The 21966-nt window shown below is 55.4% G+C and carries 19 protein-coding genes; 2 read left to right on the top strand and 17 right to left on the bottom strand.

The features are described from left to right. Nucleotides 1–6: 6 nt before the first annotated feature. From nuoM to lrhA, 13 genes are all read right to left on the bottom strand, one after another. Nucleotides 7–1536, bottom strand: coding sequence for an NADH-quinone oxidoreductase subunit M (gene nuoM, locus ACSOSI_RS17690; protein WP_012146012.1), 1530 nt, complete (start codon nt 1534–1536; stop codon nt 7–9). Nucleotides 1537–1636: 100 nt separating this feature from the next. Beyond that, nucleotides 1637–3484 carry an NADH-quinone oxidoreductase subunit L gene (gene nuoL, locus ACSOSI_RS17695; RefSeq protein ID WP_012146013.1) on the bottom strand — a complete coding sequence of 616 codons (1848 nt, stop codon included), beginning with the start codon at nt 3482–3484 and terminating at the stop codon, nt 1637–1639. Continuing rightward, nucleotides 3481–3783, bottom strand: a complete 303-nt coding sequence (gene nuoK / locus ACSOSI_RS17700; protein ID WP_012146014.1) for an NADH-quinone oxidoreductase subunit NuoK — start codon at nt 3781–3783, stop codon at nt 3481–3483. The genes nuoL and nuoK overlap by 4 nt, the downstream gene beginning before the upstream one ends. Further along, nucleotides 3780–4340 carry an NADH-quinone oxidoreductase subunit J gene (gene nuoJ, locus ACSOSI_RS17705; protein ID WP_012146015.1) on the bottom strand — a complete coding sequence of 187 codons (561 nt, stop codon included), beginning with the start codon at nt 4338–4340 and terminating at the stop codon, nt 3780–3782. The genes nuoK and nuoJ overlap by 4 nt, the downstream gene beginning before the upstream one ends. Before the next feature lie 13 nt (nt 4341–4353). Next, the gene (gene nuoI / locus ACSOSI_RS17710; protein WP_004947256.1) at nt 4354–4896 is read right to left on the bottom strand and encodes an NADH-quinone oxidoreductase subunit NuoI; all 543 of its coding nucleotides are present in this window, start codon (nt 4894–4896) and stop codon (nt 4354–4356) included. Between the two features lie 14 nt (nt 4897–4910). Continuing rightward, a complete protein-coding gene (gene nuoH / locus ACSOSI_RS17715) occupies nt 4911–5888 on the bottom strand; it encodes an NADH-quinone oxidoreductase subunit NuoH (RefSeq protein ID WP_012146016.1) in 978 nt (325 codons plus the stop codon). Then, nucleotides 5885–8623, bottom strand: a complete 2739-nt coding sequence (gene nuoG, locus ACSOSI_RS17720) for an NADH-quinone oxidoreductase subunit NuoG (protein WP_476705884.1) — start codon at nt 8621–8623, stop codon at nt 5885–5887. Before nuoG ends, nuoH begins: the two co-directional genes overlap by 4 nt. A gap of 79 nt (nt 8624–8702) precedes the next feature. Beyond that, nucleotides 8703–10055 carry an NADH-quinone oxidoreductase subunit NuoF gene (gene nuoF, locus ACSOSI_RS17725; protein WP_012146018.1) on the bottom strand — a complete coding sequence of 451 codons (1353 nt, stop codon included), beginning with the start codon at nt 10053–10055 and terminating at the stop codon, nt 8703–8705. Next, nucleotides 10052–10603 (bottom strand): NADH-quinone oxidoreductase subunit NuoE, encoded by a 552-nt coding sequence (nuoE, locus tag ACSOSI_RS17730; RefSeq protein WP_012146019.1) that lies wholly within the window; start codon nt 10601–10603, stop codon nt 10052–10054. Before nuoE ends, nuoF begins: the two co-directional genes overlap by 4 nt. Nucleotides 10604–10605: 2 nt before the next feature. Next, nucleotides 10606–12402, bottom strand: a complete 1797-nt coding sequence (gene nuoC / locus ACSOSI_RS17735; RefSeq protein ID WP_012146020.1) for an NADH-quinone oxidoreductase subunit C/D — start codon at nt 12400–12402, stop codon at nt 10606–10608. 95 nt (nt 12403–12497) lie between these two features. Beyond that, the gene (locus tag ACSOSI_RS17740) at nt 12498–13172 is read right to left on the bottom strand and encodes a NuoB/complex I 20 kDa subunit family protein (protein WP_012146021.1); all 675 of its coding nucleotides are present in this window, start codon (nt 13170–13172) and stop codon (nt 12498–12500) included. A 23-nt stretch (nt 13173–13195) separates the two neighbouring features. Beyond that, a complete protein-coding gene (locus ACSOSI_RS17745) occupies nt 13196–13636 on the bottom strand; it encodes an NADH-quinone oxidoreductase subunit A (protein WP_012146022.1) in 441 nt (146 codons plus the stop codon). Nucleotides 13637–14348: 712 nt separating this feature from the next. After that, complete coding sequence (gene lrhA, locus ACSOSI_RS17750; RefSeq protein WP_261131637.1) at nt 14349–15284, bottom strand: transcriptional regulator LrhA; 936 nt, start codon at nt 15282–15284, stop codon at nt 14349–14351. An 863-nt stretch (nt 15285–16147) separates the two neighbouring features. On the opposite strand from lrhA, the gene ACSOSI_RS17755 reads away from it, so the two are divergent. Both ACSOSI_RS17755 and yfbR read left to right on the top strand, forming a co-directional pair. Continuing rightward, nucleotides 16148–17362, top strand: coding sequence for a pyridoxal phosphate-dependent aminotransferase (locus tag ACSOSI_RS17755; RefSeq protein WP_476705885.1), 1215 nt, complete (start codon nt 16148–16150; stop codon nt 17360–17362). Nucleotides 17363–17488: 126 nt separating this feature from the next. Next, nucleotides 17489–18088 (top strand): 5'-deoxynucleotidase, encoded by a 600-nt coding sequence (gene yfbR, locus ACSOSI_RS17760; protein ID WP_017893493.1) that lies wholly within the window; start codon nt 17489–17491, stop codon nt 18086–18088. A gap of 30 nt (nt 18089–18118) precedes the next feature. On the opposite strand, the gene ACSOSI_RS17765 is transcribed toward yfbR, so the two are convergent. The 4 genes from ACSOSI_RS17765 to yfbV form a co-directional block, all read right to left on the bottom strand. Next, nucleotides 18119–19951 (bottom strand): SLC13 family permease, encoded by a 1833-nt coding sequence (locus ACSOSI_RS17765; protein ID WP_115184936.1) that lies wholly within the window; start codon nt 19949–19951, stop codon nt 18119–18121. Between the two features lie 98 nt (nt 19952–20049). Continuing rightward, a complete protein-coding gene (locus ACSOSI_RS17770; protein ID WP_476705886.1) occupies nt 20050–20706 on the bottom strand; it encodes a sugar phosphatase in 657 nt (218 codons plus the stop codon). A 16-nt stretch (nt 20707–20722) separates the two neighbouring features. Next, nucleotides 20723–21217, bottom strand: coding sequence for a YfbU family protein (locus ACSOSI_RS17775; protein ID WP_017893495.1), 495 nt, complete (start codon nt 21215–21217; stop codon nt 20723–20725). A 147-nt stretch (nt 21218–21364) separates the two neighbouring features. Beyond that, nucleotides 21365–21820 carry a terminus macrodomain insulation protein YfbV gene (yfbV, locus tag ACSOSI_RS17780; RefSeq protein WP_153859660.1) on the bottom strand — a complete coding sequence of 152 codons (456 nt, stop codon included), beginning with the start codon at nt 21818–21820 and terminating at the stop codon, nt 21365–21367. Nucleotides 21821–21966: the final 146 nt, after the last annotated feature.

Consider the following 21966-nt stretch of genomic DNA (forward strand, 5'->3'; position numbering starts at 1 on the left):
GGCGAATTACGGCCTTGTTGTTGAAATTGCTGAAACTGACGAACCAAACCAGTGTTGCACGTTGCTCATCGCCGCATTGGAAGTATCCAGAATCGGCTGCGGGTAAACCCCCAGCAGAACCAGCAACACCACCAACAGCAGAATGATGAACAGCTCACGCGCGGTCATGCCCGGTAACGGTTGGTCAGACTTGGCTTTGCCGTAATAGGCGCGCTGCATCATGATCAACGAGTAAACCGAAGCAAACACCAGACCGAAGGTAGAAATCACGGTGATCACCGGCACAACCTGATAGCTGCCGAACAGGATCATGAATTCACCGACGAAGTTACCGGTACCCGGCATCCCCAGGGTCGCCACTGCGAAGAACAGCGACAGCGCCGGGATGTATTTGATACGCCCCCACAGGCCGCCCATTTCACGCATGTCGCGGGTATGCAGACGTTCGTACAGCTGGCCACAGATGATGAACATACCGGCCGCAGACAGACCGTGCGCAATCATCTGGATCACCGCACCCTGGTAAGCCAGTTGGCTGCCGGTGTAGATGGCAATCAGCACGAAGCCCATATGGGAAACCGAGGTATAAGCAATCAGACGCTTGATATCGGTCTGCGCAAATGCCATCCAGGCACCGTAGAAGATACCGACCACGCCCAGCCACATGGCGATTGGCGCAAACTCGTGCGACGCTTCCGGGAACAGCGGCAGGCTGAAACGCAACATGCCGTAGGCCGCGGTTTTCAGCAAGATCCCCGCGAGATCAACAGAACCTGCGGTGGGTGCCTGGCTATGCGCATCAGGCAACCAGCCGTGCAATGGCACCACCGGCATTTTCACCGCAAAGGCGATGAAGAAGCCCAGCATCAACAGGTATTGCACGTTATGGGACATTGGCGTCTGCAGCAGGTCTTCGTAATCGAAGGTCCACACGCCGGTCGCGTTATAGTGCACGAACACCAGGCCCATGATGGCAATCAACATCACCAGACCGCTGGCCTGGGTATAGATGAAGAACTTGGTAGCCGCAGTGATACGGGTCTTCCCGTCCGACGCCTTGTGACCCCAGAGTGCAATCAGGAAGTACATCGGCACCAACATCATTTCCCAGAAGAAGAAGAACAGGAACATGTCGATGGCGAGGAACACGCCGATTACCCCACCCAGGATCCACAGCAGGTTCAGGTGGAAGAAGCCCTGGTATTTCTGGATTTCACGCCAGGAACAGAGAATGGCCAGCACGCCCAGCAGGCCGGTCAGCACCACCATCAGCAGTGACAGGCCGTCCAGCGCCAGGTGGATGGAAATACCAAAGCGAGGGATCCACGGCAGCAGGAATTCAGACTGCCACTGCGGAATGCCTTTCGGCGTAGTCAATGTGTAGCCACCCTGCATCCACAGATACAGAGAAAGCGCCAATGTCAGCCCCATTGCGATCAACGCAATCCAGCGCGGCACCTTAGTACCGAAGCGCTCAAACTGCCAGCACAGCAGACCGCCAATAAAGGGGATAAGAATTAGCCAAGGTAATAGCATGGCGTTTTGTGTCCCTTATACGAATAATTTCAAACTTTGTACGTAGCGCCTGCCCTGCAGGGCGCTACGCCCGAAAAATGCGTCTGTTTAAATTATTCAATTAAACCAGAATCAACAGAGCCAATACGACCACTGCACCCACACCCATAGACGCTATATACCAACGCACCTGACCGTTCTCGCTCACTGTCAGACCACGGTTCCCCCAGCGGGAGAAGATGGCCGGCAGATTCATCATCGAGTTCAGCGGATCACGCTGCAGCAACTTCGCAATACCCAGGTACGGCTTGACGAACACTTTGTCGTACAGCCAGTCGAAGCCCCAGGCATGGAACCACCAGGTCGAGAAGAAACGCCCCGGTGCGCTATTGGCAATGCGGGTCACCAGGCTACGTTTGCCCAGCCACAGCGCCGCCGCCAGCAGGATGCCGACAATAGCCACTACGCCGGAGGTAATCTCCAGTTGCAGCACGCTACCGTGCGCCAGCTCGGTGGTGTCTGGCAGTACGCCCTGCAATGGCGGAACAATCATCGCGCCAACGAAGGTGGACAGCACCAGCAGAACCAACAGCGGCAGGTGGTGAGTGATGCCTTTACCGGCATGCGCTTTGATTTTCTCTTCGCCATGGAACACGATGAAAATCATACGGAAGGTGTACAGCGAGGTCATGAACGCACCGACCAGACCGGCAATCATCAGGTTGATGTGACCGTTAGCCATCGCACCGGCCAGGATCTCATCCTTACTGAAGAAGCCTGCGGTGATCAGCGGCAGTGCCGACAGCGCAGCGCCACCCACCAGGAAGCAGACGTAAACCAGCGGAATGCTCTTGCGCAGGCCGCCCATCTTGAAGATGTTCTGCTCGTGGTGGCAGGCCAGGATCACCGAACCGGAGGAGAGGAACAGCAGCGCCTTGAAGAACGCATGGGTCATCAGGTGGAAGATAGCCGCATCCCACGCCTGCACGCCCAACGCCAGGAACATGTAGCCAATCTGGCTCATGGTGGAGTAGGCAAGCACGCGCTTGATATCGGTCTGCACCAGCGCGGCAAAGCCGGCCAGCACCAGGGTCACCGCCCCGATAATGCCCACCAGATGCAACACTTCCGGCGCCATCAGGAACAGGCCGTGAGTACGGGCAATCAGGTAAACGCCCGCGGTCACCATGGTTGCTGCGTGGATCAGTGCAGAAACCGGGGTTGGACCCGCCATCGCGTCTGCCAGCCAGGTCTGCAACGGCAACTGCGCCGATTTACCGACCGCACCACCCAGCAACATCAACGTAGCCCAGGTGATCGCCGTATCGCCGACCGCCAGTTTTTGCGGTGCCAGGATCATCAGTTCGCGGATGTTCAGCGTGCCCAGCTCGTTGTAGAGGATGAACAGCGCAAATGCCAGGAACACGTCACCGACGCGGGTCACGATGAAGGCTTTCATTGCCGCCGCACCGTTGGCCGGATCCTTGTAATAGAAACCGATCAACAGGTAGCTGCACAGGCCCACGCCTTCCCAACCCAGGTACAGCAGCAACAGGTTGTCTGCCAGCACCAATACCACCATGCTGGCGATAAACAGGTTGGTGTACGCGAAGAAGCGTGAGTAGCCCTCTTCACCGCGCATGTACCAGGAAGCGAACATGTGGATGAAGAAGCCCACGCCGGTCACCACTGACAGCATGGTCAGCGACAGGCCGTCCAGCGTCAGGGTCACGCCGATATTGAAATTACCGACGCTCATCCAGTTCCACAGGTTTTGCTCAAACAGCTGCACACCCGTGGCTTTCTGGGCGAAGAAGTCCATACCCACGTGGACCGTGACCAGAGCAGCCAGGCCGATAGAGCCTACGCCGACGATTGCCGAGGTGTTCTCAGACCAGCGGCCTCGGGAGAAGGCCAACAGCAGGAACCCGATCAGCGGTAGCAGAATAGTTAAATATAATAGGTTCATCCGCGCATCTCACTGACAGTATCAATATTCAGGGTATGACGACGACGGTAAAGCTGCAGCAGCAATGCCAGACCAATACTGGCCTCGGCGGCTGCCAGGCTGATCGCCAGGATATACATCACCTGCCCGTCCGGTTGGCCCCAATAGCTGCCCGCCACGATAAACGCCAGTGCCGCGGCGTTGATCATCACTTCCAGGCTGATCAGCATAAACAGCAGATTGCGACGCACCAGCAACCCGGTCAGACCCAGGACGAACAGAATTGCCGCCAGGATCAGGCCATGTTGAAGAGGGATCATGCTTGCTCCTCCGATTTTCTTCTCGCCATTTCGCTACCGGCCGGGGCGTTGCTCAACACCTCACCCGGTTTGTGCTCACGGCCAATGTGGAAGGCAACAACCAGACCTGCCAACAGCAGCATTGAAGCCAGCTCAACCGCCAGAACGTAAGGACCAAACAGGCTGATCCCCACCGCTTTAGCGTCAACCATCTCACCGCTGATGCCCTGATCGGACACGCTGCGGATAGCGACAATCAGCACCACCAACAGCGCCAGCGACAAGATGCCAGGGCCGATCCACACCGACGGTTTGAGCCAATCGCGCTCTTGTTGCTGCACCGCGTTGCCGAGGTTCAACATCATCACCACGAACACGAACAGCACCATGATGGCACCGGCGTAGACAATGATTTCCAGTGCCGCGGCAAAGTAAGCGCCGAGTGAGAAAAAGACTGCAGAGATCGCCAGTAACGAGACGATCAGATACAGCAACGCATGCACAGGATTGGTATGCGAGATCACGCGAATTGTCGCGATCACCGCAATAAAACCTGCCAGATAAAAGGCAATTTCCATGCTTGCTGGCTCCTTAAGGCAACAGACCTTTGACGTCGATCGGTTTGGCTTCGTTTTCGGCTTCGCCCTTGGCTTTGCCGTCAATCGCCATACCGGCCATCCGGTAGAAGTTATATTCCGGATATTTACCCGGCCCCGAGATCAACAGATCTTCTTTTTCGTACACCAGATCCTGGCGCTTGAACTCACCCATTTCGAAATCCGGCGTCAGCTGGATCGCGGTCGTTGGGCAAGCTTCTTCGCACAGGCCGCAGAAAATGCAGCGCGAGAAGTTGATGCGGAAGAACTCCGGGTACCAACGGCCATCTTTCTGTTCTGCTTTTTGCAGCGAGATACAGCCCACCGGGCAGGCAACCGCACACAGGTTACAAGCCACGCAGCGCTCTTCGCCGTCCGGATCGCGCGTCAGCACGATGCGGCCACGGTAGCGCGGCGGCAGGTAAACCGGTTCTTCCGGATACATCTGGGTTTCGCGCTTGGCGAAGGCGTGCAGGCCTATCATCCAAATGCTGCGCACCTGGGTGCCGAAACCAACCAATAACTCTTTCAATGTCATGGTTTATTCACCCCTTATTGAGCGTTGTACAAAATGACGGCGGCAGTCGCCAGCAGGTTCAGCAGCGTCAACGGCAGACACACTTTCCAGCCGAAGGACATCACCTGGTCATAGCGCGGACGTGGCAGAGCAGCACGAATCAGAATGAACATCATCATGAAGAAAGCCGTTTTCAGCGCGAACCAGACGAATGGCGGCAGGAATGGACCCTGCCAGCCACCGAAGAACAACGTCACAATCAGGGCAGAAACGGTGACGATACCTATGTATTCACCCACAAAGAACAGCCCGAACTTCATGCCGGAATATTCAATGTGGTAACCGTCAGCCAGTTCCTGCTCGGCTTCCGGTTGGTCAAACGGGTGACGGTGACACACCGCCACACCGGCAATCGCAAAGGTAATGAAACCAAAGAATTGCGGGATGACGTTCCACATATGCGCCTGAGATTCAACGATCGCCTGCATGTTGAAGGAGTCCGCCTGTGCCACCACGCCCATCAGCGACAGGCCGATGAACACTTCGTAGCTCAGGGTTTGCGCAGAAGCACGCATCGCCCCCAACAGCGAGTATTTGTTGTTGCTCGACCAGCCGGCGAACAGCACGGCGTATACCGCCAGGCCGGCCATCATCAGGAAGAACAAAATACCGATGTTGAGGTCGGACACCGCCCAGGTCGGGCTGACCGGGACGATGGCAAATGCCAGCAACAGGGAAGTAAAGGCGATCATCGGCGCCAGGGTAAAGATCACCCGGTCGGAGAATTTCGGTACCCAGTCTTCCTTGAAGAACATTTTGATCATGTCGGCGACCAGCTGCAGCGAGCCACCCCAGCCGACACGGTTTGGTCCATAACGGTTCTGGAACAGACCGAGCAAACGGCGTTCGCCGAAGCTCATGAATGCCCCACAGGTGACTACGACCAGCAGGATCACTACCGCTTTAACAATGGAGATCAGAATGTCGATCACCTCAGGGGTAAACCAGCTCATCGTGTCGCCTCCCGCAGATTTTCAACCGTTGCACCCACCAGTACCGGCGGGATCCCTGGCAAGCCGAGCGGTAAGCCCAGTTGGCCCTGGGTCAGGGTTTCACTCAGACGCACCGGCAGACGCAGGGTCTGGCCCGCACAGCTGAACTCCACCAGCGCACCGGCATTGACGCCCAGCGCAGCCGCATCGGTCGGATTGACCATCACATAGGCATCCGGCATGCGCTGCTGGATCACCCCGGAACGCTGTGACATTTCATCACTGCCGAACAGGTGGTAATAAGGCGCAACACGCCAGCCTTGCTGTTGACCAAAGGCGGCAGGCACGCGGTCGAAGTAACCCAGTTTGCCCTCCCCCGCTTCGATCAAACGCACGCCCGGATCGCCATGACGCAGCTTGCCGCCCACTTCGGCCTGGAACTTGTTCCATGCTTGCGGTGAGTTCCAACCTGGTGCCCAGGCAAATGGGATCTGCTGGCGGTCGGCGAACGGGCTGTTGTTCCCTTCCATTGAGAAGGCGAACATGGTGTCTTTATCCTGCGGCTGACGCGGTTCGTGCACGCTGATATTGGCGCGCATCGCCGTACGGCCACTGGAGCGAATCGGAGAACGCGCCAGTTTCTGACCGCGGATACGGAAACTCGCGTCCGGTGCGGCGTCCACAATGCCCTGCAACTGCGGCAACGCGGTAACACAGGCTTCGATCACATGATCAAGCTGCGTCCAGTCCACGTGGCGGCTGGTATAGGTGGAATGCAGCGAGTGCATCCAACGCCAGCTTTCCAGCATTACGGTGTAAACGTCTTTCTTCGCGTCGTCGTAGTACGCCGGATCGTAAACCTGGAAGAAACGCTGAGCGCGGCCTTCCTGATTGACCAGAGTACCGTCGCTTTCCGCGAAGCTGGCCGCCGACAGGATCAGATTAGCTTTATCCATAATGGCGGTGCGCTGATGATCGACCACGATCAGGTTACTGACCTTGGCCAGTGCAGCGTCCACTTTCGCCGCCGGCGCATGCCGGTAGAGATCGTTTTCCATCACGATGGCCGTGTCGGCTTCGCCGCTTTCCAACTGGATCAGCGCCTGATCGAGCGAACCGCCGCCGATCATCGACAAACCGATGCTGTTGGCGGCGCTGGCTACGAAGGTGATGCCGACGTCAGAACCGCGATCCTTCAGCGCCTTGGCGATGTTGGCCGCCGCTTCGATGATGGCTTCGCTACCGGCGTTGCTGCCGGTGATGATCAACGGTTTACGCGCGTCGGTCAGCGCCTGCACGATGATATCGACTTTCTTGTTCAGGCCGTCAGCCAAATCGTTGACTGCCGGAGCCGCGTTGTCCAGCGCATGGGCGATGGCGAAGCCGAAGCGCGCCTGCTCATCCACCGGTGCACGGTAGTTCCATGCCGCGATATCGTCCAGACGAGTGTTATCCACGTTGGTAACGAACAGCGGGTGTTTGGCGTGCTGGCCAATGTTCTGCACCGCAGCAATCTGCCAGTCGGCAACGCGTTGGGCCGCAGCCATGGCGCGAGCCTTGCCCTTCACCGCCTGACGTACCGACAGGGCAATACGTGCGCCGGTCTGGGTCAAGTCTTCACCCAACACCAGCACGGCGTCATAGCCTTCGATTTCGCGCAGCGCAGGCGTGTGAACGCCACTGTTTTGCAGCACGTTCAGCATCAGGTCCAGACGGCCCTGTTCGGCCTGCGAGATACCGGTATAGAAGTTCTCGGCACCCACCAAATCACGCAGTGCGAAGTTACTTTCCAGGCTGGCGCGTGGTGAGCCAATGCCGATGGTTTTCTTCGCCTGACGCAGAATATCCGCCGCGCCCTGCATCGCCTGCTCGGCGTTCAGGGTGATCCAGTCGTCGCCACGCAGTTGCTGTGGCTGACGTGGACGATCTTTCTGGTTCACGTAGCCATAACCGAAGCGGCCGCGGTCACACAGGAAGTAGTGGTTCACGCTGCCGTTATAACGGTTTTCGATACGCCGCAGTTCGCCATAGCGCTCGCCCGGGCTGGTGTTACAGCCGATGCTGCACTGCTGGCAGATGCTCGGTGCAAACTGCATGTCCCACTTACGGTTATAGCGCTCGGAGTGGGTTTTGTCGGTGAACACGCCAGTCGGGCACACTTCCACCAGGTTGCCGGAAAACTCACTTTCCAGCGTGCCGCTCTCGACGCGTCCGAAGTAGACGTTGTCGTGCGCGCCGTACACACCGAAGTCGGTGCCGTCCGCATAATCCTTGTAGTAGCGCACGCAACGGTAACAGGCGATACAGCGGTTCATCTCATGCGAGATAAACGGCCCCAGCTCCTGGTTGTTGTGAGTACGCTTACTGAAACGGTATTTACGGAAGCTGTGGCCGGTCATTACTGTCATATCCTGCAGGTGACAGTTACCGCCTTCTTCACATACCGGACAGTCGTGCGGGTGGTTGGTCATCAACCACTCAACCACGCTTTCGCGGAACTGTTTGGCTTCGCCATCGTCGATGGAAATAAAGGTTCCATCGGATGCCGGTGTCATACAAGACATCACCAAACGGCCACGCGTATCTTCCGCGTTTTGGTATTGCTTTACCGCACATTGGCGGCAAGCGCCGACGCTTCCCAGCGCCGGATGCCAGCAAAAGTAAGGAATATCGAGCCCGAGGGAGAGACAAGCCTGCAGCAGGTTGTCAGCCCCATCTACGTCGTATTCTTTGCCGTCTACATGAATCGTAGCCATAGTCAGCATGCTTCCAAGTGGCCTGCCTTGCGGCAGGCGTTAATCAAAAATTCTGGCCGTGTCGTCGGGGCGAGTCGGCTTACCAGCGTTGCTTCAGCAGATTATTGGCCTGAATACCGCCAATCGCATGCGCGTTGCTGAAGTGCTTCACTTTGATGCCCGCTTCGAACTCTTCACGGAAATATTTAATTGCGCTTTGCAGTGGCTCTACGGCACCTGGCGCGTGGGCGCAGAAGGTTTTGCCCGGGCCGAGAGAACGGCACAGCTGCTCAAGGGTTTCGATATCCCCCGGCTGCCCTTCGCCGTTTTCCAGCGCACGCAGGATCTTCACGCTCCACGGCAGACCGTCACGGCATGGCGTACACCAGCCGCAGGACTCGCGAGAGAAAAACTCTTCCAGGTTGCGCACCAGCGGAACCATGCCAATCTCGTGGTCTACTGCCATCGCCAGTGCAGTGCCGAGACGGCTACCGGCTTTACCGATGCTCTCGAAGTCCATCGGCAGATCGAGGTGATCGGCAGTCAGGAAGTCGGTGCCCGCGCCGCCTGGCTGCCAGGCTTTGAAACGCAGACCGTCACGCATACCACCGGCGTAATCTTCCAGAATTTCACGTGCGGTGGTACCAAACGGCAGCTCCCAAACGCCTGGGTTTTTCACCCGGCCGGAGAAGCCCATCAGTTTGGTACCGGCATCGTTACTCTTGCCGGCGGAGATCCCCTTGTACCACTCAACGCCGTTCGCCAGGATCGCCGGAACGTTACACAGGGTTTCTACGTTATTGACGCAGGTCGGTTTGCCCCAAACGCCGGAGGAAGCCGGGAAAGGTGGCTTGGAACGCGGGTTGGCACGGCGGCCTTCCAGCGAGTTGATCAGGGCGGTTTCTTCGCCACAGATGTAACGACCGGCACCGGTATGAACAATCAGCTCGAAGTCGAAGCCGCTGCCCATGATGTTCTTGCCCAAATAACCGGCTTCGGTGGCTTCGGCGATCGCTCGGCGCAAATGCACCGCAGCTTCGATGTACTCACCGCGCAGGAAGATGTAGCCACGATAAGCCTTCAGCGCGAACGCCGAAATCAGCATGCCTTCCACCAACAGGTGCGGCAGTTGCTCCATCAGCAAGCGGTCTTTATAGGTGCCCGGCTCCATTTCATCGGCGTTACACAGCAGGTAACGGATGTTCATGGATTCGTCTTTCGGCATCAGGCTCCACTTCAGACCGGTGGAGAAACCTGCACCGCCGCGACCTTTCAGCCCGGCGTCTTTCACCAGGGTGACGATCTCGTCCGGAGCCAGGCCTTTAATCGCCTTTTCAGCACCGGCATAGCCGTTCTTGCTGCGATATTCATCCAGCCAGACCGGCTGTTTGTCATCGCGCAGCCGCCAGGTCAGCGGGTGCATTTCGGGAGTGCGTACAATGTCTTTAATCATTGATACTGCTCCAGTAGCGTCTCGATATCTTCAGGCTTCAGCTGACTGTGAGTGTCCTCATCAATCATCATGGTTGGCCCTTTATCGCAGTTGCCCAGGCAGCAGGTTGGCAGCAGAGTGAAACGGCCATCAAAGGTGGTTTGACCCGGTTTGATGCTCAGCTTCTTCTCAATGGCGGCCTGAATACCCTGGTAACCGGTGATGTGACAAACAACGCTGTCACAATAACGGATCACGTGGCGCCCTACTGGCTGACGGAAAATCTGGCTGTAGAACGTGGCCACGCCTTCTACGTCGCTGGCAGGAATGCCCAGCAGCTCCGCGATGGCATGAATCGCCCCATCCGGAACCCAGCCACGCTGCTTCTGCACAATTTTCAGTGCTTCAATGGAGGCAGCGCGTGGATCCTCGTAATGGTGCTTTTCGTGCTCGATCGCATCACGTTCTTCCGCACTCAGCTCAAATGCATCAACGCCGCTCTGGGGAGCGGCCGCATTGATAGGTTCAAGCGCTTGGTTATTCGCGTGATTGTCTTTTTGATCATGCATAGTTAGCGGTCCACATCTGACATTACAAAATCGATACTACCCAGATAGACGATCAGGTCGGAGACCAGGCTGCCACGGATTACCGCTGGGATTTGCTGCAGGTGCGCAAAGCTTGGCGTACGTACCCGGGTGCGATAGCTCATGGTGCTGCCGTCGCTGGTCAGGTAGTAGCTGTTGATCCCTTTTGTGGCTTCAATCATCTGGAATGATTCGTTGGCTGGCATCACCGGGCCCCAGGAAACCTGCAGGAAGTGGGTGATCAGCGTTTCAATGTGCTGCAGCGTGCGCTCTTTCGGCGGCGGCGTGGTCAGCGGGTGATCGGCCTTGAACGGGCCTTCCGGCATGTTGTTCAGGCACTGTTCGAGAATGCGCAGGCTCTGACGCAGCTCTTCCACCTTCAGCATTACGCGGGTGTAACAGTCGCTGTTGCCGTCACCGACCGGAACTTCGAAGTCGAAATTCTCATAGCCGGAATACGGACGCCATTTACGCACATCGAACTCGATACCGGTGGCGCGCAGGCCTGCACCAGTGACGCCCCACTCCAACGCTTCTTTAGCATTGTAGGATGCCACGCCGACGGAACGGCCCTTCAGGATGCTGTTCTTCAACGCAGCCTTGACGTAGGAATCCAGACGTTTTGGCATCCACTCAAGGAACTCGCGCAACAGACGGTCCCAACCGCGCGGCAGGTCGTGTGCGACACCGCCAATACGGAACCAGGCCGGGTGCATACGGAAACCGGTAATCGCTTCAACCAGATCGTAGATTTTCTGACGGTCGGTAAAGGCGAAGAACACCGGGGTCATGGCGCCGACGTCCTGAATGAACGTACTGATGTACAGCAGGTGGCTGTTGATACGGAACAGTTCGGACAGCATCACGCGGATGGTATCAACGCGATCCGGCACCTTGATACCGGCCAGTTTCTCAACCGCCAGCACGTAAGGCATTTCGTTCACGCAGCCGCCGAGGTACTCGATACGGTCGGTGTACGGAATGTAGCTGTGCCAGGACTGACGCTCACCCATCTTCTCGGCGCCACGGTGGTGGTAACCGATATCCGGTACGCAGTCGACAATCTCTTCGCCATCCAGCTGCAGAATGATACGGAATGCACCGTGCGCAGACGGGTGGTTCGGGCCGAGGTTAAGGAACATGAAGTCCTCGTTCTCGGTGCCGCGCTTCATGCCCCAGTCTTCCGGTTTGAAGGTCAGCGCTTCCATTTCCAGATCTTCTTTCTGTTTGGTCAACACAAAGGGATCGAACTCGGTGGCGCGTGCCGGGTAGTCTTTACGCAGCGGGTGGCCTTCCCAGGTTTGCGGCATCATGATGCGCGACAGGTGCGGGTGGCCGTCGAAGGTAATACCGAACATTTCCCAGGTTTCACGCTCATACCAGTTGGCATTAGGGAAAACCTTGGTCGCTGTGGGCACGTGCAGGTCTTTTTCAGACAGCGCCACTTTCAGCATGATGTCGCGGTTGCGTTCGATAGAAATCAGATGATAGAAAACAGAAAAATCCGCAGCCGGCAAACCGTCGCGGTGGGTGCGAAGACGCTCGTCCACGCCATGCAGATCGAACAGCATGACGTAAGGCTTCGGCTGTTTTCTCAAAAACGTCATTACTTCCAGTAACTGGTCAGGTTTGACCCATACCACGGGCATTCCGGTACGGGTGGGCTGAACAGTAAAGGCTTCCGGCCCAAAACGGTTGCGCAGTTCGCCAATCACCGGGTCGTCAAGGTGATCTCTGGTTTGCCAGGCCGGCAATGCGTCGTGCGTCGTTGAATCTGTCATAATTTTTTTCACCACACTGAAGGGTTATTTCGCCGCAAGTTCACTTTTCGCTGTGTTAACCAATAGCGCACTAAGATGGACGTTAAATGAACGTCTTAAATCTCGTCAGGCGTCCGAAGGTTGGTCACCGCGATACGCTCGCCGTGTTTACGCTCTCTTTCAGACTGCATGTTGGCGCGGTAAACACCCTGATCGCCGACAACCCAGGACAGAGGGCGGCGTTCTTTGCCAATAGATTCCTGCAACAGCATCAGTGCCTGCATGTAAGCTTCCGGGCGCGGTGGGCAGCCAGGAATGTACACGTCGACCGGCAGGAACTTGTCCACGCCCTGTACTACGGAATAAATATCGTACATGCCACCGGAGTTGGCGCAGGCACCCATGGAGATCACCCATTTTGGCTCCAGCATCTGTTCGTACAGACGCTGAATAACCGGGGCCATCTTGGTAAAGCAGGTACCGGCCACCACCATCAGGTCTGCCTGACGTGGCGATGCACGCAGAACTTCGGCACCAAAGCGGGCCACGTCGTGAACGGCGGTAAACGACGTCACCATCTCCACGTAGCAGCACGAAAGACCGAAGTTATACGGCCAAATAGAGTTTTTACGCCCCCAGTTCACCATGTCATGCAATGCATGTTCGAGTTTACCCATGTAAACCGTGCGGTGAACCTGTTGATCCAGGGGATCGGCGACGACCTCCTGTTTTTGCAGGGGGTAACGGTCGTTCTCACCGTTCGGGTCTATGCGGGTGAGCGTATAGTCCATCTTAATGCCTCGTTTTTAACCGACTACTGCGGGTGACTGTTGGTGGCGTTTTTGATTGTGCCTGGCTTGCTCTGGCGCCTGGAGCGCACCGGAGTCCAATCCAATGCGCCAATACGCACCAGATAAACCAGCCCAGCCAATAACACCAAAATGAAAATGGCGGCTTCGATGAAGCCTACCCAACCGCTCTCACGTATGGAGACCGACCAGGCGTAAAGGTACAAGGCTTCAACATCGAAAATAACGAAGAACATGGCGACCAGGTAGAACTTGGCGGACAGACGCATGCGCGCCGTGCCGACCGAGTCGATGCCTGATTCAAACGGGGTATGTTTGGCGCGCGCACGGGCTCTCCCACCCAGGAAGAACGCGCCCATCAGCATTAAACAGCAAAGCCCGATTGCCACGACAAAAAATACGGCGAACGCCCAGTGATGAGCGATAACTTCAGTGGTTGTTGACATACTCTATGCTTACTCATCAAAAGTGGCGTCGATCGCTCTGCTCTTGTTTCTGGCAGTTAGTGCACCACATCGATTTAAGGGAAGGATAAATAAACCACACAAACAAACTGCTATTACAGCAAGTTAGCCAGCGTTTTACTGTGGGCTTTTTACTCCTTTCTATAACCTTTTGTCAACTTTGACAAAAGTATCTACACACTAGTTTACATACTCATCATTTAATTAACATTTGATGCGACCGGCTTAGGCTAAATCGTGTCAGTTAATTGATGTGTAGAAACAGATAGATATAAACCAACATGCTCATTTCAGTTTTACTATACCATTGTCTCAGGAATCTCCTGTTCTTCCACTCACTACCTAGGGGTATTTTTTTGATCCAGGACACGTTTTCAGCATAAACCCTCAAAAAAAGTGTGGCCCTTTAATAATTTTTGTCAATCCCGCCGGTCAAATCGGCCCGCCACAAACTACCAAAATAACCATATTGATTCCAGGCCTTTACCTTTATAATTATTCGTTCAATAAATGACCGAAAGACTATTTTTTCGTCTGATAACCGTTCTCATTAACAATCTTTAAGCCCAACAAATAACACCTTCACTTTTAAAACCAATCTAAACCCTCATAAATCTAACTTTCATCGAATTCAGGGCAAAAAAAACCTCCGCCGAAGCAGAGGTTTTATTACCCGGTTTAACGCTTTTGGGCGTTATTCCTCATCGTCAACCAGACAGGCGTCATCTTCCAGCGAGGGACTCGGCCCACTGAAACTGTAGTTGTCGTTGCCGTTCTGCATGGTGCTGAATATCGCCATCGCCAGCTCATTGCCGCACTGGGTATCCTGGCACAGGCTATATTGAGTATCTGGCAGGGCCGGTAGCCCTTCCATTGCACCGAGCACCCGCAGGTCCGGGCTCATCATTTCAATCGGCCGAACGGTGATGCCCAATCCGGCCTTGCAGGCTGCGCGAACGGCGGACAACGTCGAAGCCACATAAGCAATCCGCCATGGGATCCCGGCTTCATCCAGATGTTTGATCGCCATCGAGCGGAACGGACTGGGTTCGTCCATCACCACCAACGGGATCGGTTCGCCGGCCTGGAAATGGTAATCTGCCGCGCAATACCACAGGGTTGGCGAAGTACGCAGCACAATGTGCGGGCGATCCGCGGTAGCCATAGTGGTAATAGCCAGATCGACTTCACCGTTTTCCAGCATGTCGATCATGAACGAGCTGGGTTTCACCCGGACATCAATCGCCAGTTTTGGATACACCGAAGTGACGCGATTAAGCAGGAAAGGCAGGATGGTATCGGCGGTATCATCAGAAGCGCCAATAGTCAGAACACCTTTAATATTGTTGTACATCAGAGAAGTACAGGCTTCGTCGTTGAAGCGCAGGATTTTCCTGGCGTAGCCGAGAAGCTGAATACCGTGTTCGGTCAGTAATTTGTTGCGCCCATGACGGGCAAACAACTCTTTGCCAACCAGTTGCTCTAACCGCTGCATTTGTTGGCTGACGGCTGATTGAGTACGACAAACGGCGACTGCCGCCGCCGCAAAAGTATTCAAATCAGCAACAGCTACAAAGGTTCTTAGCAGATCGAGGTCGAGATTGAGTATCGGACGATTTGCAGTTGTCATAGTGTTTTCTTCACTTTTTAAATTCTAATTTACAAACTACCCTGGTGTGTTTCTAAGACATCGTTTAAAAGGGACGATGTCAGACATGACAGTACCCCACTCATTAGTGGAGGGCAAAAAAATTACTTTTATTTCGTTACCTCTATCGCCTTTTAAAATGTGATCTATCGAGAATGCTTATACAACGACTGACGTTATAAGTGGTGCAATTGTTTCATTTTTACCGAACAATATATTTTACTCACTCAGATAGCGGGATTACCACACCAATTGTGCTGCACAACCTCCGCAGCCAGACTGGCCTGAGCGTCTTCCTATACGCGAAAGAGTAAGAAGTTTCTGTTGTAACGGCCGGTACATTTTTTAATGATTTTAATAAATTCAATCAGTAACATTTATCCCGTCAATAACTAAGGAATAACTACTTAAATGCGGCTTAACAGAGAAACTAAAATAGCGCTAATGTGAATTTTCTTATGATTCAGTTTGGATCGCCGATGGACAAGCGGCCATCAGACGACTCTGGCATTATCATTTCTTTACATTTTAACTCCGTTAAATCCCCTCTGTGGCTTAACAGTAAAGTCCCTTCAGTTAGCTCAGCGTCGATGGCATGGGCCTTTATAGCTCTGCTCACCCGCATCAAATCAGATTAAATAACTACAAATAAAACAAAAACAAGAATTAAACACCAGAAAAATACTTTAACATTGTTTATCATCCCTGAAATCAACCTCTGAGCCCTTCGTTTGCACCAAAGGCGTGCACAACCCTTCAAAAGCGTCAGCGCCAGGAGTACATTGGGCAGGTTGCGGTGTTCCACGGTAGGAACGCCCCCATCCCAGCAAAAGGCTCAACTTTCTATGTCCCCCATTGAGAAATCCAGCAAACTGGACAACGTCTGCTATGACATTCGCGGCCCGGTGCTCAAAGAAGCTAAACGTCTTGAAGAAGAAGGCCATAAAGTCCTCAAACTGAACATTGGTAACCCTGCCCCGTTTGGTTTTGACGCCCCTGACGAAATCCTGGTCGACGTGATCCGCAATCTGCCCACGGCGCAAGGCTATTCCGACTCCAAAGGGCTCTTCTCGGCACGTAAAGCGATCATGCAGCACTACCAGGCGCGCAACATACGTGACGTGACCGTTGAGGATATCTACATCGGCAATGGGGTTTCCGAGCTTATCGTGCAATCCATGCAGGCGCTGCTCAACAGCGGCGACGAAATGCTGGTGCCGGCACCGGATTATCCGCTGTGGACCGCGGCGGTTTCGCTGTCCGGCGGCAAAGCCGTGCACTACCTGTGTGATGAAGAAGCCGGCTGGTTCCCGGATCTGGATGATATCATCAGCAAGATCACCCCACGCACCCGTGGCATTGTGATCATCAACCCGAATAACCCGACCGGCGCGGTCTATAGCAAAGCACTGCTGGAGCAGATTGTTGAGATCGCCCGTCAGCACAACCTGATCATCTTCTCCGATGAGATCTACGACAAGATCCTGTATGACGAAGCCGAGCACCATTCGATCGCGGCGCTGGCGCCGGATCTGCTGACCGTCACCTTCAACGGGCTGTCCAAAACTTACCGCGTGGCCGGTTTCCGCCAGGGGTGGATGGTTCTGAACGGGCCGAAGAAACATGCCAAGGGCTATATCGAAGGGCTGGAAATGCTGGCGTCGATGCGTCTGTGCGCCAACGTGCCGATGCAGCACGCGATCCAAACGGCGTTGGGCGGTTACCAGAGTATCAATGAATTTATTCAACCCGGCGGCCGTCTGTATGAACAGCGCAACCGCACCTGGGAGCTGTTGAACCAGATCCCAGGGGTTTCCTGCGTGAAACCTCAGGGCGCGTTGTATATGTTCCCGCGCATCGATGCCAAGCGCTTTAATATTCATGATGATCAGAAAATGGTGCTGGATCTGCTGCTGCAGGAAAAAGTGCTGCTGGTGCAGGGCAGCGCCTTCAACTGGCCGTACCCGGACCACGTGCGCATAGTAACGCTGCCGCGTGTGGATGAACTGGAAATGGCGGTGGGCAAACTGGGGCGTTTCCTGGAAGGTTATCGCCAGTAGTCTCTGTGGGCGCAGCATGCTGCGCCCCTTCCCCTCCGCCGAATCCTAACCGCACGGCCCGAGTTGCATAACCCGCCATCACTGCTCACAATGGAGTTCTCACTTGCCGTTGTAAAAGAGAGCACCATGAGCCAGAGCCACTTTTTTGCCCATCTGTCCCGCTTGAAACTGATTAACCGCTGGCCGCTGATGCGCAATGTCCGCACCGAGAACGTTTCCGAGCACAGCCTGCAGGTGGCATTCGTTGCCCATGCGCTGGCGGTGATCAAAAACCGCAAGTTCAATGGTAACCTGAGCGCCGATCGCGTCGCCCTGCTGGCGATGTACCATGATGCCAGCGAAGTGATTACCGGCGACATGCCGACGCCAATCAAATACTACAATCCGCAGATCGCCCACGAGTATAAGAAGATCGAAAAGATCGCCCAACAGAAACTGCTGGATATGATCCCGGAAGAATTGCGTAACGATTTCCGCTCGATCCTCGATGAACACTATTACACCGAAGACGAAAAATTGGTGGTTAAACAGGCCGATGCGCTGTGCGCCTACCTGAAATGTCTGGAGGAGTTATCTGCCGGCAATAACGAATTCAAACTGGCAAAAGCGCGGCTGGAAAAGACCCTGCAACAGCGCAGCAGCCCGGAGATGGATTATTTCATGAAGGTGTTTATCCCCAGCTTCAGCCTGTCGCTGGATGAAATCAGCCTGGACTCTTCCCTGTAATTTTCATGGCGCAGCACGCTGCGCCGTTAATCAAAATGCATATAGCCAGGGCACAATAATCACGCTGACCAACATCACCAACAGCGTGAACGGCACGCCGATACGCACGAAATCCCCGAACTTATAATTCCCCGGCCCCAGTACCAGCGTGTTCACCGGCGAAGAAACCGGCGTCATAAACGCGGCCGAAGCGGCGATGGCAATAATCATGGCGAAGGGATACGGCGAAACGCCCATTTCACGCGCAGCGGCAATGGCGATCGGTGCCATTAATACGGCGGTGGCGGTATTGGAGATAAACAGGCCAATAGTCGCGCACAGCGCAAACAGGCACACCAGCATCACCCGCGGCCCGGCATCTCCGGCGACGTCCATTAACCCGCGCACGATCAAATCCACCCCACCGGTTTTTTGCAGCGCCTGAGCGAACGGCATCATGCCGACAATCAAGATAATGCTCGGCCAGTGAATCGACTTATAAGCGCTTTCCATGTCGATGCAGCGGAACTTGCCCATCAGCAGGCAGGCAATCAGCGCGGCGATCGGGTTGGGGATTTCATCGGTCAGCATCATCGCCACCATCAGCGCCAGGCAGAACAAGGCGTGCGGTGCCTGAGTGATGGCCGGCGCCACCTCGTCAACCTCGGCCGGCAGATTGAGTACGATAAAATCATGGGTTTTCGCCTGCAGTTGGCGGATCGCCTTCCAGTCGCCGATCACCAACAGAATATCGCCCAACGCCAGAGGCTCATCCACCAGTTTGCCCGGCAGGGTTTCGCCATTGCGGCGAATACCGACCACGTTCAAATCATAACGGCTGCGGAAAGTGGATTCGCGCAGGCTTTTGCCCAATAACGTTGAATCGGGAATCAGCGAGACTTCCGCCATGCCGACGTTGCGCGACTGTTCGGAGAAATAATCACCGCGCAGAACCATCGGCTCCAGCTGCTGTTCGCTGCAGAACTCACGCAGATCGACCTGGCTGTCCGACATGTCGAGCAACAGTACGTCCCCTTCGCGCAGCTCGGTGCTGCCGGACGCGCTAACCATCACCCGCCGGAAGCGCTTCCAGCGTTCAATCCCCACCACGTTGGCACCGTAACGGGCGCGCAGATGCAATTCGTCCAGTGAATGCCCAACCAGCGGCGAGCCACTGCGCAGCGCCAGTCGGCGGGCACGGCCGGTCAACTTATAGTCGCGGATCAGATCGCGGAAGGTACGTCGCTGCCAGGTTTCACGCGTTTTATCACCGTCGTCATTGCCCAGCCAGCGCCGGGCCACCAGCATATAACCCACGCCCAGCACCAGCACCGCCAGGCCGACCGGCGTCACGGCAAAGAAGCCAAAGCCGCCAATACCCTCGCGCACCAGTTCACTGTTCACCACCATGTTCGGCGGCGTCGCCACCAGCGTCATCATGCCGCTAATTAAACCGGCAAAACTCAGCGGCATCATCAATCTGCCGGGGGGGATTTTCATCCGCGCCGCCACGCTGAGCACCACCGGGATAAAGATCGCCACCACGCCGGTCGAGCTCATAAAAGCCCCCAGGCCGGCCACCGTGACCATCAACAACATCAGCATCCTGGTTTCGCTACTGCCGGCCACCTTCACCAGCCAGTCACCGACCTGATATGCCACGCCGGTACGCACCAACCCTTCACCAATCACGAACAGCGCGGCGATCAGGATCACGTTGGGATCGCTGAAGCCCACCGTGGCCTCCGACAGGGTCAGCGTGCCGCTCAGCACAAAGGCAATGATCACCAGCAACGCCACTACGTCCATACGCAGTTTGTTGGTGGTGAACAGCACTATGGCAATCAACAGTAAACTTAGCACCCACAGTAATTCGCTGTTCAAAACGGCCTCATCCAACTGAGATATCTAGGGCCTTAAAAATTAGCATAAAAAAACCCCGCCGATGCGGGGTCTAATCAATTCGGGTGAAGATAGGCCGGTTATGCCACCAGGCTAATCGTCGCGCCCTGCTCGGTTTTACTTACCGCAATCTGTTCAAGCGAGGTTAACAGTAGATCAACCTGCTCCAGCTTGGGTGCATCGGCCGGTACATTGACCGCAATCACCTGGCAGCCCGCGGCCAGCCCGGAAAGAATGCCTGCGGCGGCGTCTTCCACCACCACACAATCCTGTGGTGCCAACCCCAGGCGCTCGGCACCCAGCAAATACGCGTCCGGCTGCGGCTTGCCATGCTTCACCTGCTCGGCGGTAATGAACACCTCCGGCTGCGGCAAACCACCGGCATTACGACGGGCGCTGGCAACCGGGATCGACCCTGAGGTAACGATCGCCCAAGGGATGTCGAGGCGATTCAGGCAATCGAGCAAGGCAGCGGCCCCCGGTAATGCCGTGACGCCGTCGGTGTCCTGCGCTTCTACCTGCTCCAGCAGCAGAAATTCCTGCTGAATGGCCGACTCACTTTCTCCCGGCATAAAGTGACGCAACGAGGTAATGGCCTGTTTACCGTGGATAAAATCCAGTACGTCCTGCGGATTAATGCCGCGGCGTTTGGCCCAGTTAATCCAGGCGCGCTCTACCGCCGGCAGTGAATCAACCAACGTCCCATCAAGATCGAACAGAAAACCCTTACACTCCACAGGAAACCTCTTTTAATCAGGCATTGATAATTTGCGCTATCTCTACGGCGCTCAGATGATACTGGCGTGGGCATGACAGCCAGATGGCCAACATCCGCTGGTACTTTTCCCACATTTTGGTTTGGGCATTAAAGCCGTGGCTGCCGGAATCGAAATGAGTATAGCGCCCTTCCGTGGTCACCAGGAAACGCACGTAGCTCAGATGACGCGCTTCAGTTGCGGCATCAAAGCCGAGAAACGCCAGGCGGCGCGCCTCAATCCCCTGTTTTTCCTTCAGGTTGTCCCAGGAAACCTGCAACGCATGGTGCATTTCCATCACGTTGATAATGCTGCGGCACACGTCTTCGCTCATTTCGCCAAAGTCGCGGTCCAGCTCGCGCATCTGCAGGCCAAAACCACGTTCGATAATAGTTTGCAGGCGGCGATAACGCTCGGCGTTATCCGGATCCAGCAGGGTCATCATCTTGTATTGGTTCGACAGGATCAGCCGTTGGGCGTGGGTCATTTCCATCATAATTTCCTCGATAAATTACTTATGGCGGAAGCATCGCACAGCGCAATATCGCAGGAAATCACAACTCACCGGTTCTTTGATTTAAACCGGGGTTATTGGCCGGAACAGGTAACAAGGCCGCAATCAATGCGGCCATTTTTGCAGTTACAGATCATCCAGGAAGGTTTTATCCAACTGCTTGAACGCGCGTTTCAGCAGATCCGCCAACGCCTGATAGGTCGGCGTACCTTCTACCGGCGCGACAGCCTGGCCGGCTTCCGTCAGCTTGTTACGCACTTCATGGAACCATTGCAGCAGCGTTGGCGGCAACGGGGTGACCGAACGGCGCCCCAACCACCACAACCCCTGCATCGGCATGCTGCAGGCGAACAGCGCAGTGGCGATCGCCGGGCCAAGCTGGCCGCCCAGGGCAATCTGCCAGGTCAGGGTAAACACCGCCAGCGGCGGCATAAAGCGGACGGCAAAACGGGTGGCACTCGCAACGCGATTCTCCGGAAAGACCGGAGCCAGACGTTTGTCTGACGGCCAGGTTTTCATATAATGCTGCCCGCGCTGGAACACCTGAAACCAGCTTACGGAACCGGACGGTTTGCTCGTCATCGCGTACCTCAACGTCACAAAGAAAATAAGGACACAGCCAACACAATACTAAAAAAGTTGAAGCTTTAAATTTATTTTGTGTTTGCCTCAGGCTATCGGTATCCTAAGCCGGCCTTTTGGCCGGTAGAAGATGACAAGAATTCTGT

Source organism: Serratia sp. AR11, assembly GCF_056376275.1.